Source organism: Bradyrhizobium sp. USDA 372 (assembly GCF_053629095.1).
The window spans coordinates 3,238,903-3,251,896 of the sequence record NZ_JBRJHR010000001.1 but is presented as its reverse complement, the minus strand read 5'-3'; the positions used below and the strand labels follow the sequence as shown (position 1 = coordinate 3,251,896).

Annotated in this window: 14 protein-coding genes; 10 read left to right on the top strand and 4 right to left on the bottom strand. The window is 65.6% G+C overall.

Annotation, left to right across the window (positions count from 1 at the left end; translation table 11 throughout):
- The first annotated feature begins 10 nt into the window (after window positions 1–10).
- From AB7M16_RS15465 to AB7M16_RS15440, 6 genes are all read left to right on the top strand, one after another.
- Window positions 11–205 (top strand): twin transmembrane helix small protein, encoded by a 195-nt coding sequence (locus tag AB7M16_RS15465; protein WP_028178512.1) that lies wholly within the window; start codon window positions 11–13, stop codon window positions 203–205.
- A gap of 2 nt (window positions 206–207) precedes the next feature.
- The gene (locus AB7M16_RS15460) at window positions 208–792 is read left to right on the top strand and encodes a cob(I)yrinic acid a,c-diamide adenosyltransferase (protein WP_439364781.1); all 585 of its coding nucleotides are present in this window, start codon (window positions 208–210) and stop codon (window positions 790–792) included.
- Window positions 793–918: 126 nt separating this feature from the next.
- The gene (locus AB7M16_RS15455; protein ID WP_453944392.1) at window positions 919–1,668 is read left to right on the top strand and encodes an electron transfer flavoprotein subunit beta/FixA family protein; all 750 of its coding nucleotides are present in this window, start codon (window positions 919–921) and stop codon (window positions 1,666–1,668) included.
- A complete protein-coding gene (locus tag AB7M16_RS15450) occupies window positions 1,668–2,612 on the top strand; it encodes an electron transfer flavoprotein subunit alpha/FixB family protein (protein WP_453944391.1) in 945 nt (314 codons plus the stop codon). The genes AB7M16_RS15455 and AB7M16_RS15450 overlap by 1 nt, the downstream gene beginning before the upstream one ends.
- A gap of 208 nt (window positions 2,613–2,820) precedes the next feature.
- Window positions 2,821–3,702 (top strand): 3-hydroxybutyryl-CoA dehydrogenase, encoded by an 882-nt coding sequence (locus tag AB7M16_RS15445; protein WP_172785967.1) that lies wholly within the window; start codon window positions 2,821–2,823, stop codon window positions 3,700–3,702.
- A 196-nt stretch (window positions 3,703–3,898) separates the two neighbouring features.
- Entirely contained in the window at window positions 3,899–4,093 is a 195-nt protein-coding gene (locus AB7M16_RS15440; RefSeq protein ID WP_212256295.1) for a hypothetical protein, read from the top strand.
- A gap of 3 nt (window positions 4,094–4,096) precedes the next feature.
- On the opposite strand, the gene tlpA is transcribed toward AB7M16_RS15440, so the two are convergent.
- The gene (gene tlpA / locus AB7M16_RS15435) at window positions 4,097–4,762 is read right to left on the bottom strand and encodes a thiol:disulfide interchange protein TlpA (RefSeq protein ID WP_453947186.1); all 666 of its coding nucleotides are present in this window, start codon (window positions 4,760–4,762) and stop codon (window positions 4,097–4,099) included.
- A gap of 100 nt (window positions 4,763–4,862) precedes the next feature.
- On the opposite strand from tlpA, the gene argH reads away from it, so the two are divergent.
- The 3 genes from argH (at window position 4,863) to lysA (ending at window position 7,936) form a co-directional block, all read left to right on the top strand.
- On the top strand, window positions 4,863–6,260 hold the full coding sequence (gene argH / locus AB7M16_RS15430) for an argininosuccinate lyase (RefSeq protein ID WP_453944390.1): 1,398 nt from the start codon (window positions 4,863–4,865) through the stop codon (window positions 6,258–6,260).
- 93 nt (window positions 6,261–6,353) lie between these two features.
- Window positions 6,354–6,647 (top strand): LPS translocon maturation chaperone LptM, encoded by a 294-nt coding sequence (lptM, locus tag AB7M16_RS15425; RefSeq protein WP_172789438.1) that lies wholly within the window; start codon window positions 6,354–6,356, stop codon window positions 6,645–6,647.
- Between the two features lie 23 nt (window positions 6,648–6,670).
- Window positions 6,671–7,936 (top strand): diaminopimelate decarboxylase, encoded by a 1,266-nt coding sequence (gene lysA, locus AB7M16_RS15420; RefSeq protein ID WP_453944389.1) that lies wholly within the window; start codon window positions 6,671–6,673, stop codon window positions 7,934–7,936.
- Window positions 7,937–8,117: 181 nt separating this feature from the next.
- On the opposite strand, the gene AB7M16_RS15415 is transcribed toward lysA, so the two are convergent.
- Window positions 8,118–9,026 (bottom strand): NAD(P)-dependent oxidoreductase, encoded by a 909-nt coding sequence (locus AB7M16_RS15415; RefSeq protein ID WP_453944388.1) that lies wholly within the window; start codon window positions 9,024–9,026, stop codon window positions 8,118–8,120.
- A gap of 136 nt (window positions 9,027–9,162) precedes the next feature.
- Window positions 9,163–9,546: a carboxymuconolactone decarboxylase family protein gene (locus AB7M16_RS15410; protein ID WP_172789435.1), complete on the bottom strand. Its 384-nt coding sequence runs from the start codon at window positions 9,544–9,546 to the stop codon at window positions 9,163–9,165.
- Between the two features lie 169 nt (window positions 9,547–9,715).
- On the opposite strand from AB7M16_RS15410, the gene AB7M16_RS15405 reads away from it, so the two are divergent.
- On the top strand, window positions 9,716–12,403 hold the full coding sequence (locus tag AB7M16_RS15405; protein WP_453944387.1) for a TIGR02302 family protein: 2,688 nt from the start codon (window positions 9,716–9,718) through the stop codon (window positions 12,401–12,403).
- Window positions 12,404–12,602: 199 nt separating this feature from the next.
- Here the strand turns inward: AB7M16_RS15405 and AB7M16_RS15400 are convergent, their stop codons facing one another.
- On the bottom strand, window positions 12,603–12,977 hold the full coding sequence (locus AB7M16_RS15400) for a response regulator (RefSeq protein WP_025033579.1): 375 nt from the start codon (window positions 12,975–12,977) through the stop codon (window positions 12,603–12,605).
- Window positions 12,978–12,994 lie beyond the last annotated feature (17 nt).

The window sequence follows — 12,994 nt, the reverse complement described above, 5'->3', positions numbered from 1 at the left end:
CTACCCTCAAATGGCATCTCTCCTGAGTACTTTCATCCTGCCGGCGGCCGCCGGCGCCGTGGCGCTGGTGCTGCTGCTCGGGCTCATCAACATGATGCGCGGCGGCTCGCCCAACACCTCGCAGAAGCTGATGCGCTGGCGCGTGCTGCTTCAGTTCGTGGCGATCATCATTGCGATGCTCGCGGTCTGGGCGATGGGGCGTTGATCATGGTGGTGCTGAACCGCATCTACACGAAGACCGGTGACGACGGCACGACGGCGCTCGGAACCGGCGAGCGGCGTCCGAAATACGATCTGCGCATCGAGGCCTATGGCACCGTCGATGAGACCAATGCCGCGATCGGCGTGGTCAGGGTCCACACCGGGGAGATGCCCGAGCTCGACGCGATGCTCGGCCGCATCCAGAACGATCTGTTCGATCTTGGTGCCGATCTCGCGGTGCCGGAGCGCCAAGACAAGGACAAAGGCAAGGCGGAGCGGCTGCGGGTGGTGGCGAGCCAGGTCGAGCGGCTCGAGCGCGACATCGATACGCTCAACGACAAGCTTGCCCCGCTGACCTCCTTCGTGCTTCCCGGCGGCACGCCGGCTGCGGCCCATCTGCATGTGGCGCGCACGATATGCCGCAGGGCGGAACGCCTGATCGTGGAACTGGCGGCCCAGCCCTGCGAGCCGGTCAGCGCGGCTGGCATCCAATATATGAACCGTCTGTCGGACTTTCTGTTCGTGGCCAGCCGAGCCGTGAACGGCAATGGTGCCGGCGACGTGCTCTGGGTTCCCGGCCAGAACCGCTGACCCATCGCGCTCCCGCATTTCAGAAGGCCAAAATTAGACCCGTTCGCGCGTTGACCGGGGCAGATCAGGCCTTTAGGTTCCGCGCCAGTTGATAACCCCCCTCCCAAATTGAGTGAAAGAGGATCGATGAAGGTCTTAGTGCCGGTAAAGCGGGTGGTCGATTACAACGTCAAGGTCCGCGTCAAGGGCGATGGATCGGGCGTTGAACTCGCCAACGTCAAGATGTCCATGAACCCCTTCGACGAAATCGCAGTCGAGGAAGCGCTGCGCCTGAAGGAAGCCGGCAAGGCTACCGAGGTCGTGGTGGTCTCGATCGGACCGGCGCAGGCGTCCGAGACGATCCGCACCGGTCTGGCCATGGGCGCCGATCGCGGCATCCTGGTGAAGGCGGAAGGCACCGTCGAGCCGCTCGCCGTCGCCAAGATCCTGAAGAAGGTTGCGGAAGAAGAGCAGCCGGGCCTGATCATTCTCGGCAAGCAGGCGATCGACGACGACTCGAACCAGACCGGCCAGATGCTGGCCGCGCTGCTTGGCTGGTCGCAGGCGACCTTCGCCTCCAAGCTCGAGGTCGAAGGCTCCGACTTCAAGGTGACGCGCGAAGTCGATGGCGGCCTCCAGACCGTGAAGCTGAAGGGACCGGCGATCGTCACCACCGACCTCCGCCTCAACGAGCCGCGCTACGCCTCGCTGCCCAACATCATGAAGGCGAAGAAGAAGCCGATCGCGGAGAAGACGGTCGCCGATTACGGCGTCGATATCACCGCGCGCCTCGAGGTTCTGAAGACAGCTGAGCCCGCGGGCCGCAAGGCCGGCGTCAAGGTCAAGGACGTCGCCGAGCTGGTGTCGAAACTCAAGAACGAAGCCGGGGTGCTCTGATGACGACGCTTCTGATTGCCGAACACGACAATGCGTCGCTCAAGGACGCCACCAACAAGGCCCTGACCGCGGCTGCCGCGCTCGGCGCGGATGTCGAGGTGCTGGTCGCCGGCCAGAACGCCAAGGCCGCGGCGGATGCCGCCGCCAAGCTCGCCGGCGTGAAGAAGGTGCTGCTCGCCGATGGCGACCTCTACGCGCACGATCTCGCCGAGCCGCTGGCTGCCCTGGTCGTGTCGCTGGCGTCCGGCTATGACGCGATCGTCGCGCCGGCGACCTCGCGCTTCAAGAACGTGATGCCGCGCATCGCCGCTCTGCTCGACGTCATGCAGGTCTCGGAGATCACCAAGGTGGTCGCGCCCGATACCTATGAGCGTCCGATCTATGCCGGCAACGCCATCCAGACGGTGAAGTCGAAGGACGCCAAGAAGGTCATCACGGCCCGCACCTCCACCTTCGCCGCAGCGGGCGAGGGCGGCAGCGCCCCGGTCGAGACCGTGGCGGCGGCGGCCGATCCGGGCCTGTCGACTTTCGTCGGTGAGGAAGTCGCCAAGAGCGATCGTCCCGAGCTGACCTCGGCCAAGATCATCGTCTCCGGCGGCCGCGCCATGCAGAGCCGCGAGAATTTTGCCAAGTACATCGAGCCGCTCGCGGACAAGCTGGGCGCCGGTGTCGGTGCTTCGCGCGCCGCGGTCGACGCCGGCTATGCGCCGAACGACTGGCAGGTAGGCCAGACCGGCAAGGTCGTGGCCCCCGAGCTCTATGTCGCGGTCGGCATTTCCGGCGCGATCCAGCATCTGGCCGGCATGAAGGACTCCAAGGTGATCGTCGCGATCAACAAGGACGAGGACGCGCCGATCTTCCAGGTCGCCGATTACGGCCTGGTTGCCGACCTCTACCAGGCGGTTCCTGAGCTGACGGACGAACTCGCCAAGCTCGGCAAGTAAAAGCCGTACAAAACACCGGCCGGAGGTATAAACTCCGGCCGGTGTTTCATTTTTGAGGCGTTTTCTTTCGCGTGGGGCACGCCTTCGAAGCGATCCAATCTAGGTTTCGAGCCAAGGTTCTGATTAAATCAGGCTTCTGGTCAATCAGACCTCCCGGCTCAGGGGATAGGCAGGGCGCGATAAGCGCGCCGTTCCGGTGGATGACATTATGGCGGCAGTAATCAAGAAGGTCGGCGTGATCGGCGCGGGTCAGATGGGCAATGGCATCGCGCATGTCGCGGCGCTCGCCGGCTTCGACGTGGTGCTCAACGACGTTTCGGCCGACCGCCTCAAGTCGGGCATGGCCACCATCAACGGCAATCTGGCGCGACAGGTCTCCAAGAAGGCCGTCACCGAGGACGACAAGGCCAAGGCGGTCGCACGTATCAAGCTGGCCGAGAAGCTGGACGACCTCGCCGATTGCGATCTCGTCATCGAGACCGCGGTCGAGAAGGAAGAGGTCAAGCGCAAGATCTTCCACGAGCTCTGCGCCGTGTTGAAGCCGGAGGCGATCGTCGCTTCCGATACGTCCTCGATCTCGATCACGCGCCTCGCCGCCGCCACCGACCGCCCGGAACGCTTCATCGGCATTCATTTCATGAATCCGGTGCCGTTGATGGAACTGGTCGAGCTCATCCGCGGTATCGCCACCGACGATTCCACCTTCGAGGCCGCCAAGGAATTCGTCGGCAAGCTCGGCAAGCAGGTCGCGGTCTCCGAGGATTTCCCGGCCTTCATCGTCAACCGCATCCTGCTGCCGATGATCAACGAGGCGATCTACACGCTGTATGAAGGCGTCGGCAACGTCGAGGCGATCGACGCGGCGATGAAGCTCGGCGCCCACCATCCCATGGGTCCGCTCGAGCTCGCCGATTTCATCGGCCTCGACACCTGTCTCTCCATCATGCAGGTGCTGCACGAGGGGTTGGCCGATTCCAAGTACCGCCCGTGCCCGCTGCTGGTGAAATACGTCGAGGCCGGCTGGCTCGGCCGCAAGACCCAGCGCGGCTTCTACGACTACCGCGGCGCCAAGCCGGTGCCGACGCGCTGACCCATTTCCGGCGCCGTAGGGTGGGCAAAGCGAAGCGTGCCCACGGCTTCCAATCCAATTGCGGACAGATGGTGGGCACGGCGCAAGTGCGCCTTTGCCCACGCTGCGGTACGCTCCGCCGTAGGTCGATCGTGAGACATTTCATCTCCCGTTAACCCCTCGCGCCTAGGTTACGGCCGGTACGAGGGTTCGCGTAATGGACATGATGGCAATGGTCAGCACCATGCTGGCCGCACAGCAAGGCGCGCTGCAGTCGAATATTGCGGCGACGCTGACCAAGCAGAACGCGGATATGGAGAAATCCACCGTCCTGACCCTGCTCGGCGCCGGCCAGCCCTCGCTCGCCAATGTCGGCGCTGGCGTCGGCAGCAATCTCAACGTCACCGCCTGAGCTTCAAAGCGACGCGGCGGCCTTGCCGGTCGCCGCCCGGATCAGCTTGAGCGCGTCCTCGCTCGCCCATTCCGCCGGCCCCGCGATCGTCGCGATCTCGCAGCCCTGCGGGTCGACCAGCACCGAGGTGGGCATGCCCAGCGCCCGTCCAACGGCTTTAAGATCCTGAAAAACCTTGGCTTTCTGGTCGCTGAAATAGCCGAGCCGGGTCAGATTGGCCTCTTTCAGGAAGAATTTCGGCTTCTCCGGGTCGCGGGTGTCGATGTTGATCGCCACCACCTCGAAATCCGGGCCCGACAGCTTGCCGTGGAGCTCGTCCAGCGCCGGCATCTCCTTTCGACAAGGCACGCACCAGGTCGCCCAGAGGTTCACCAGCAGGGTCTTGCCGCGGAAGTCGGACAGCTTCTTCGGCTTGCCGTCGGAATCCTCGAAGGCGAGGTCGGGCAGTTTCAGCGGGGCGCTTGCCATGGTCAGCGCCGCGACCTCGCCATGGGCGAGCGGGGCGATCTTCTGCGCCGTCGCCACCGCCGCCTTGCAGGTCGGATCGCCTGAAGGCGCCCGGCTCAGGCCGAACCCGTACAGCGCGGCGAAGCCGGCCAGCCCGCCGATCGCCACGGTGGCGATGACGAGGGGGATGCGGCGCGTGGCTGAGGGCTTCTGGTCGAGCATATCGTTTGTCATCCGGTCGCAGATATGGCTATCAGGGGCCTCTTAGTACGGCTGGCCGTGGCCAGCAAACGTGCGGCAAATCAGGCGTGAGCAGGGGATCATGAGCAACAAGATGTGGGGCGGCCGGTTCTCGGAACGTCCCGATGAGATCATGGAAGAGATCAACGTCTCCATCGACGTCGATCGTCACCTCTACGCCCAGGACATTGCCGCGTCCAAGGCCCACGCCGCGATGTTGGCCAATCAAGGCATCATCACGGCTTCTGATGCGAAAAATATCGGCAAGGGTCTAGACACAATCCTGTCAGAGATTGGCAACGGCGGCTTCGAATTCAAGCGCGCGCTCGAGGACATCCATATGAATGTCGAGAGCCGCCTGTCCGAGCTGATCGGCCCCGCCGCCGGACGGCTGCACACCGCGCGCTCGCGCAACGACCAGGTCGCGACTGATTTCCGCCTGTACGTCCGCGACGTCATCGACGAGACCGATGCCGCGCTCGCGGGGTTCCAGCAGGCGCTGGTGGAGCGCGCGCTGGAGCACGCCGCAACCGTGATGCCCGGCTTCACGCATCTGCAGACGGCGCAGCCCGTCACTTTCGGCCATCACCTGCTGGCCTATGTCGAGATGGCCGCGCGCGACCGCGGCCGCTTCCGGGACGCCCGCAAGCGGCTGAACGAATCGCCGCTGGGCGCGGCTGCACTCGCCGGCACCTCGTTCCCGATCGACCGCCACGCCACCGCGAAGGCGCTTGGCTTCGACCGCCCCATGGCGAACTCGCTCGACGCCGTCTCCGACCGCGACTTCGTGCTGGAGACGTTGTCGGCCGCCTCGATCTGCGCCGTGCACATGTCGCGCCTTGCTGAGGAGATTGTGATCTGGACCTCGCCGCTGGTCGGCATGATCCGGCTCAGCGACAAATTCACCACCGGCTCCTCGATCATGCCGCAGAAGCGCAATCCGGACGCCGCCGAGCTGGTGCGGGCCAAGACCGGCCGCGTCATCGGCGCGCTCAACGGCCTGTTGATCGTCATGAAGGGCCTGCCGCTCGCCTATCAAAAGGACATGCAGGAGGACAAGCAGGGCGCCATGGAAGGGTTTGCCGCGCTGTCGCTGGCAATCCGCGCCATGACCGGCATGGTTCATGATCTCGTTCCCGACGAAGCCAAGATGAAGGCGGCCGCGGGCGAGGGTTACGCCACGGCGACCGACCTCGCCGACTGGCTGGTGCGGACGCTGAAGATGCCGTTCCGCGAGGCCCACCACGTCACCGGCCGCATCGTCGCCAAGGCCGCCGAGGGGGGCGTCGCGCTGCACGAGCTGCCGCTCGAGGAGATGCAGGCGATCGCGCCCAAGATCACGAAGGACGTGCTCGGCGTGCTCTCGGTCGAATCGTCGGTGAAGAGCCGGACCAGCTTCGGCGGCACCGCGCCGAAGAACGTGACGTCCCAGGCCAAGGCCTGGGCGAAGCGGCTGGAAAAAGAGCGAAAATTGGGCTGAGGGCAAAATTTCGCTTATGTTTCATGGTCATCCGGCTCTCGCCAGAACGCGCCAATCTCTGTATGGTGCGCCGCGCGTAGTGGGGATTTCGTCGTGACGTCAAAGTTTCGCCCGGCCGGCTCGGGGTGGGCCATCATTGTCTTGAGCCTGACGGCGCTCGCGCTTGCCGGCTGTGGCCGCAAGGGCCCACTGGATCTGCCGCCGACTGCCTCCAACGCGCCTGTGGCCGCCGGCGCCGCGCCCGTCGATACCGAGACCGCAGCCCAGAAGACGCCGAGCCTGTTCGACCCCACTGCCGGCGCGGATGCCGCGCCCGCAGCGCCCAAGGGCCGGAAGAAACCGTTTATTCTCGACCCGCTCCTGGACGAACCTCCCGGCAAGAAATAAGCCGGGACAACCGAGCCTGCGCCATGAACCATTTCGACTATCGCAACGGCGTGCTGTACGCCGAGGCGGTGAACCTGTCCGAGCTGGCAGCCACCGTCGGCACGCCGTTGTATTGCTATTCGACGGCAACGCTGGAGCGGCACTACCGCGTCTTCACCGAGGCCTTTGCCGGCGAGAAGGTGCTGGTCTGCTACGCCATGAAGGCGAACTCCAACCAGTCGGTGCTGCGGACGCTGGCCAAGCTCGGCGCCGGCGCCGACGTGGTCTCGGGCGGCGAGCTCAAGCGCGCTTTGACCGCAGGCATTCCCGCCAGCAAGATCGTCTTCTCCGGCGTCGGCAAGACGGAAGCGGAGCTGCGCGCGGCGCTCGCCGCCGACATCCTCTGCCTCAACGTCGAATCCGAGCCGGAGCTCGAGCTGCTGTCGCGCCTCGCGGTCGAGATGGGCAAGACCGCGCGGATCTCGCTCCGCGTCAATCCCGACGTCGATGCCGGCACGCACGCAAAAATTTCCACCGGCAAGTCCGAGAACAAGTTCGGCATTCCGATCGTCCATGCCCGCGAGGTCTACGCGCGCGCGGCGAAGCTGCCCGGAATCAAGGTGACCGGCACCGACGTGCATATCGGCAGCCAGATCACCGATCTCTCCGGCATGGAGACTGCGTTCCGCATCCTCTCCGAATTCGTGCAGACGCTGCGGACGGACGGCCACGACATCAGCCACGTCGATTTCGGCGGTGGTCTCGGCATTCCCTATTACATGGACCGCGAGGCGCCCCCGGCGCCGGCCGCCTATGCCGCCATGGTCAAGCGCGTCAGCCACAATCTCGGCTGCACGCTGATGTTCGAGCCGGGCCGCATGATCGTCGGCAATGCCGGCATCCTGGTGACGAAGGTGATCTATGTGAAGCACGGCGACGGCAAGAACTTCGTCATCATCGATGCGGCGATGAACGACCTCATTCGCCCGACGCTGTACGAGGCGCATCACGACATCCTGCCGGTGAAGCAGCCCGCCAAGGGCGCCGCCACCATCAAGGCCGATGTCGTCGGCCCGGTCTGCGAGACCGGCGACTATCTCGCGCTCGACCGCACGCTGCCGACGCCCGCGCCCGGCGATCTCCTCGCCATCATGACCGCGGGCGCCTATGGCGCGGTGCAGGCCGGCACCTACAACACCCGGCCCTTGGTGCCCGAGGTGCTGGTGAAGGGCGACCAATACGCCGTGGTGCGCCCGCGCATCGAGGTCGAGCAGCTGATCGCGATGGATACGCCGGCGCCGTGGCTGTGAGGTGACGACGTCCACTCAACAAGCTCGGTGTCGTCCCCGCGAAGGCGGGGACCCATAACCACAGGGAGTGGTTGCTTGGCGAAGCTGTAACTCCGAGTCCTCGTAATCACATCCGCCTGTGGTTATGGGTCCCGGGCTCGCGCTTCGCGCGCCCCGGGAGGACGGAGAGAGCGTGGGATGGCTACTTTCCCGCCAATCCGCCCTTCGCTCCGCCCACCACGACGCCCGCTTTCTTCTCGATCGGCTTGATCGCCGCGGTGAAATCGGACTCGGCGCCTTCCGCGCTGATCACGGTCTCCCACAACCGCCCGACCGCGTCGGCAACTTCCATCGACAGGCCGAGCTGCTTCATCTCCTCCAGCGCCAGCCGCACGTCCTTCACCATCAGTCCCGTGGCGAAGCCGAAGTCGAACGTGCGCGGCAGCACCGCACGCGGAAACTTGTCGCGGCTGGCGGTGTTCATGCCCGAGCCGGCATTGATGACGTCGATCATCACGGCGGGATCGAGCCCGGCTTTCACGCCCATCACCACGGCTTCCGACGTCGCCACGATCGCGGTGGCCGACAGGAAATTGTTGGCGAGCTTCATGGTCTGCGCCGCGCCCGGCTTCTCGCCGATGAAGAACACTTTTCCGATCACCTCGAGCGCGGGCTCGAGCAGCTCGAACTCGGCTTTCGGGCCCGACACCATCACAGCAAGCGTGCCCCTCTCGGCGCCGCCGACGCCCCCGGAGACGGGACAGTCGATCTGCACGATGCCGCGCTTGGCGAGCAGGCCGTGAATCTTCGCGGCCATCGCCGAGCCGACGGTTGAGAGATCGACGAAACGCTTGGCGCGCTTGCCCTCGATCACGCCGCCAGCGCCGGTGGCAACGTCCAGGGAAGCCTGCAGCGAGGGCAGGCTCGCCATCACGGTCTCGACCCGGTCGGCGGCGTCCTTCGGCGACGACGCGGCACTGGCACCTCGCGCGACCAGCCTGTCCATGACCTCCTTGCGCGTGTCGAACACGACGAGCCTGTGTCCCGCCTCGATCAACCGCCGCGCCATCGGGAAACCCATGTTTCCGAGCCCGATGAATCCGATGTCCATGGTGTTCTTTCCTCCCGTCGTCATTGCGAGGAGCGAAGCGACGAAGCAATCCAGGAATGTTTCCGCGGAGGATGTCTGGATTGCTTCGCTTCGCTCGCAATGACGGAGCAATACGATTCAGAGCGGTCAGCCTGTCTCACGCCTTGGCGTCGATCTCCGCGAACACCTCGCGCGCAATGCGGAAGCTGTCGACCGCGGCGGGCATGCCGCCATAGATCGCGACCTGCATCAGGATCTCGCGGATCTCCTCGCGGGTGACGCCATTGGTCAGCGCGCCCTTGAGATGTGCGCGAAACTCGTGCTGGCGGTTGAGGATGGCGATCATGGCGATGTTGAGCATGCTGCGGGTCTTGCGCGGCAGCTCCTCGCGGCCCCACACCGTGCCCCAGCAATATTCGTTGAGCATCTCCTGGAACGGGCGGTTGAAATCGTCGACGTTCTTTAGGGCATTGTTGACATAGGCCTCGCCCAGCACCGCTTTGCGGACTTCCAGGCCCTTGTCGTGCATCTTCTTGTCCATGGCGTTTCCTTCATTTCCCCCGAGATTGGCGCGCGGAAATTACGGGGTTGCACCCGGCCAGTCACGTCCTCGTGTTATGCGGGAAAAGGAGGCGCTCCCGTACAGGAACGGATGCCTCAGTGCTGCCGTTGTGATAGGCTCTTCTCTACCGGGCAACCTGGAGAGTTGATTGAACGGCCTCACCCCCGAGCCGTCAGACCCGACCCGCGGCAGTGATGCGCTGTCGCGGCTGAAGCTGGCGCAGGCCCTTGATCGGGCAACTTATGCCATCGCATGGGAGCGTGCCTGGCCCAATGCGGCGCGCCTTCTGACCGTCGTCGGCCTGTTCCTGGTGGTGTCCTGGGCCGGCCTCTGGCTGGCGCTGCCGTTCATGGCCAGGGCCGTCGGCCTCGCCCTCTTCGCCGCGATCGCGGCGGCCGCCCTGTTCCCGCTGATTCGCTTCCGCTGGCCGAGCCGCGAGGAATCGCTCGCCCGGCTCGACCGTGGCTCCGGCATCCGTCACCGCCCGGCCACCGCGCTCACGGACACGCTGACCTCGCAGGACCCGGTCGCGCTGGCGCTGTGGCAGGCGCAGCGCGAGCGGACGCTCGCCTCCATCAAGCGCATCCGCGCCGGTGTACCGCACCCGCGACTCGCGCTTCACGACCCCTGGGCGCTGCGTGCCCTCGTCATGGTGATGCTGGTTGCGACCTTCTTTGCCGCGGGTGACGAGCGTACGATGCGCCTTGGCGCCGCCTTCGACTGGAACGGGGTGCTGGCGCCGGCCAATGTTCGCGTCGATGCCTGGGTCACGCCGCCGCTCTACACCGGCAAGCCGCCGGTCATCCTGTCGGCCGCTAACAAGGAAGCTGCGGCATTGCCCGCCGGCGGCCCGCTCGCCGTTCCCGCCGGCTCGACCCTGATCGTGCGCTCCTCCGGCGGCAACCTGGATGTCGTCGTCTCCGGCGGCCTCAAGGAGGTCGCCCCGACTGAAGCCAGCCCCAAGGGGACCAACGAAAAGCATTTCGCCATTTCCGGCGACGGCACCGCCCATGTCCGGGCGCCCTCCGGCCAGCCGCAATGGGCCTTCGCTGCCACGCCGGACCGTCCGCCGACGATCGCGCTCGCCAAGGACCCCGAGCGCCAGGCGCGCGGCGCGCTCCAGCTCTCCTACAAGATCGAGGACGATTACGGCGTCACCGGCGCCGAGGCGAAATTCGCCACGCGGTCGACCGACGCCCGGGATGGCGGCAAAGACGGTGCCAAGGATGGTACCAAGGATGGTACCAAGGATGGTGCGAAGGCCGCCGCCGGCGACGGCGACACCAGGACGGCGCCGCGGCCGCTGTTCCAGCCGCCGCAATTCCCGCTCGCGCTGCCGAATGCGCGCACCCGCAACGGCGTCGGGCAATCCGTGAAGGATCTCAGCGAGGATCCCTATGCCGGCGCCGAGGTTACGCTCACTCTCACGGCCAAGGACGAGGCCGGCAACGAGGCTGTTAGCGAACCGTTCAACATGCGCCTGCCCGAACGGCTCTTCACCAAGCCGCTGGCCCGTGCATTGATTGAGCAGCGCCGCATCCTCGCGCTCGATGCCAACAAGAATTCCGACGTATATGCCGCGCTCGACGGGCTGATGATCGCGCCCGAGATGTTCACGCCGGAGCCCGGACAATATCTCGGCCTGCACAGCGTGGCCCGACAGCTCGAGGCCGCGCGTACCGATGATGCCCTGCGCGAGGTTGTGGCGAGCCTGTGGGCGCTTGCGGTGACGATCGAGGACGGCAAGATCTCCGACGTCGAGAAGGCGTTGCGCGCGGCCCAGGACGCGCTGAAGCAGGCGCTGGAGCGCGGCGCGAGCGACGAGGAGATCAAGAAGCTCACGCAGGATCTGCGTCAGGCGCTGAACGATTTCATGCGCCAGCTCGCCGAGCAGTTCCGCAACAACAATGACCCGCAGCAGCTGGCGCGGCCGCTCGATCCGAACACCAAGGTCCTGCGTCAGCAGGATCTGCAGAATATGATCGATCGGATGGAGCGCCTGTCGCGCTCCGGCGACAAGGATGCCGCCAAGCAGTTGCTCGACCAGCTCCAGCAGATGCTGGAAGGCCTCCAGATGGCGCAGCCGGGCCAGTCCGGCGAGAGCGACATGGAGCAGGCGCTCAACGAGCTCGGCGACATGATCCGCAAGCAGCAGCAATTGCGCGACAAGACGTTCAAGCAGGGCCAGGATTCCCGGCGCGACCGCTCGCGCGGCAAGCAGCAGCAGGGCGATCAGTCCATGTCGGAGCTGCAGCAGGACCAGCAGGGGCTGCGCGACCGGCTGAAGAAGCTGCAGGACGAGCTTGCCAAGCGCGGCCTCACCCAGAAGGGGCAGAAAGGCCAGCAGGCACAGAAGGGCCAGAAGGGTCAGCAAGGTGATCAGGGCCAGCCTGGCCAGAACGGCGATCAGGACGGCGACCAGGGCGATGACGACGGCAGCCTGGATGCGGCCGACGGTGCCATGGGCGATGCCGGATCAAAGCTCGGCGAGGGCAATGCCGACGGCGCTGTGGACTCGCAAGGCAAGGCACTCGACGCGATGCGCAAGGGTGCGCAGAAGATGGCCGAGGCGATGCAGCAGGGCGACGGCGACGGCCAGGGCGACGGCCCCGGCCAGCGCGCCGGCCGTCAGCAGAGCGGCGGCAACCAGACCGATCCGCTCGGCCGGCCGCTTCATGGGCGCGAATATGGCGACGATTATACGGTCAAGATTCCTGGCGAGATCGACACCCAGCGTGTCCGCCGCATTCTCGAAGAGCTCCGCCGTCGTCTCGGCGATCCCTCGCGGCCGCAGATCGAGCTCGACTATCTCGAGCGGCTGCTGAAGGAGTTTTGAGGCGCTAGCCCGCTACGTTCTCGCCATTGCGAGCCACCGGGTCCGCGCGGAGCGCGGCCCGATGAGAGGCTCGCGAAGCAATCCAGAGTTTTTCCGCCGAGGCATTCTGGATTGCTTCGTCGCGAGGGCTCCTCGCAATGACGAAGTAGATGCCTTGCGCGCCAGTCCTTCAACGGCGAAGGCGGCTGTCGTTGGGACGCTAACCCTTCTTCGCGGCCAGCGCATCGGCAACCGCCGTGCGGATATCCGCGACCGAGAACGGTTTGGTCACGACGTCATGCACCAGCGCGTTCAGGTTCGAGGCGCGCTCGCGCTGGTCGGCAAAGCCGGTCATCAGCAAAATGGTCAGGTCAGGGAAATCGCGCGCGGCGGAGAGCGCCAGCGCGATGCCGTCCATCACCGGCATCTGGATGTCGGTGAGCAACAGGTCGAAGGCGCCATCCTCGCGGGTCAGGATCTCCAGTGCCTCGGCGCCGTCCTGAGCGGTGACGGTCTCATGGCCGTCCATGGCGATGGCGCGCGCCACCAGCGTGCGCATCGAATCCTCGTCGTCGGCGATCAGGATTTTCGGCATGAGACCAACCTTGGGAC

Excerpts from the sequence above, each read along its gene's own strand:
- AB7M16_RS15445 (WP_172785967.1), top strand. The coding sequence starts at position 2,821 with ATGGCGGCAGTAATCAAGAAGGTCGGCGTGATCGGCGCGGGTCAGATG.
- AB7M16_RS15415 (WP_453944388.1), bottom strand. The coding sequence starts at position 9,026 with ATGGACATCGGATTCATCGGGCTCGGAAACATGGGTTTCCCGATGGCG.
- AB7M16_RS15455 (WP_453944392.1), top strand. The coding sequence starts at position 919 with ATGAAGGTCTTAGTGCCGGTAAAGCGGGTGGTCGATTACAACGTCAAG.
- argH (WP_453944390.1), top strand. The coding sequence starts at position 4,863 with ATGAGCAACAAGATGTGGGGCGGCCGGTTCTCGGAACGTCCCGATGAG.
- AB7M16_RS15460 (WP_439364781.1), top strand. The coding sequence starts at position 208 with ATGGTGGTGCTGAACCGCATCTACACGAAGACCGGTGACGACGGCACG.
- AB7M16_RS15465 (WP_028178512.1), top strand. The coding sequence starts at position 11 with ATGGCATCTCTCCTGAGTACTTTCATCCTGCCGGCGGCCGCCGGCGCC.
- AB7M16_RS15450 (WP_453944391.1), top strand. The coding sequence starts at position 1,668 with ATGACGACGCTTCTGATTGCCGAACACGACAATGCGTCGCTCAAGGAC.
- AB7M16_RS15440 (WP_212256295.1), top strand. The coding sequence starts at position 3,899 with ATGGACATGATGGCAATGGTCAGCACCATGCTGGCCGCACAGCAAGGC.
- AB7M16_RS15400 (WP_025033579.1), bottom strand. The coding sequence starts at position 12,977 with ATGCCGAAAATCCTGATCGCCGACGACGAGGATTCGATGCGCACGCTG.
- lysA (WP_453944389.1), top strand. The coding sequence starts at position 6,671 with ATGAACCATTTCGACTATCGCAACGGCGTGCTGTACGCCGAGGCGGTG.
- tlpA (WP_453947186.1), bottom strand. The coding sequence starts at position 4,762 with ATGCTCGACCAGAAGCCCTCAGCCACGCGCCGCATCCCCCTCGTCATC.
- AB7M16_RS15410 (WP_172789435.1), bottom strand. The coding sequence starts at position 9,546 with ATGGACAAGAAGATGCACGACAAGGGCCTGGAAGTCCGCAAAGCGGTG.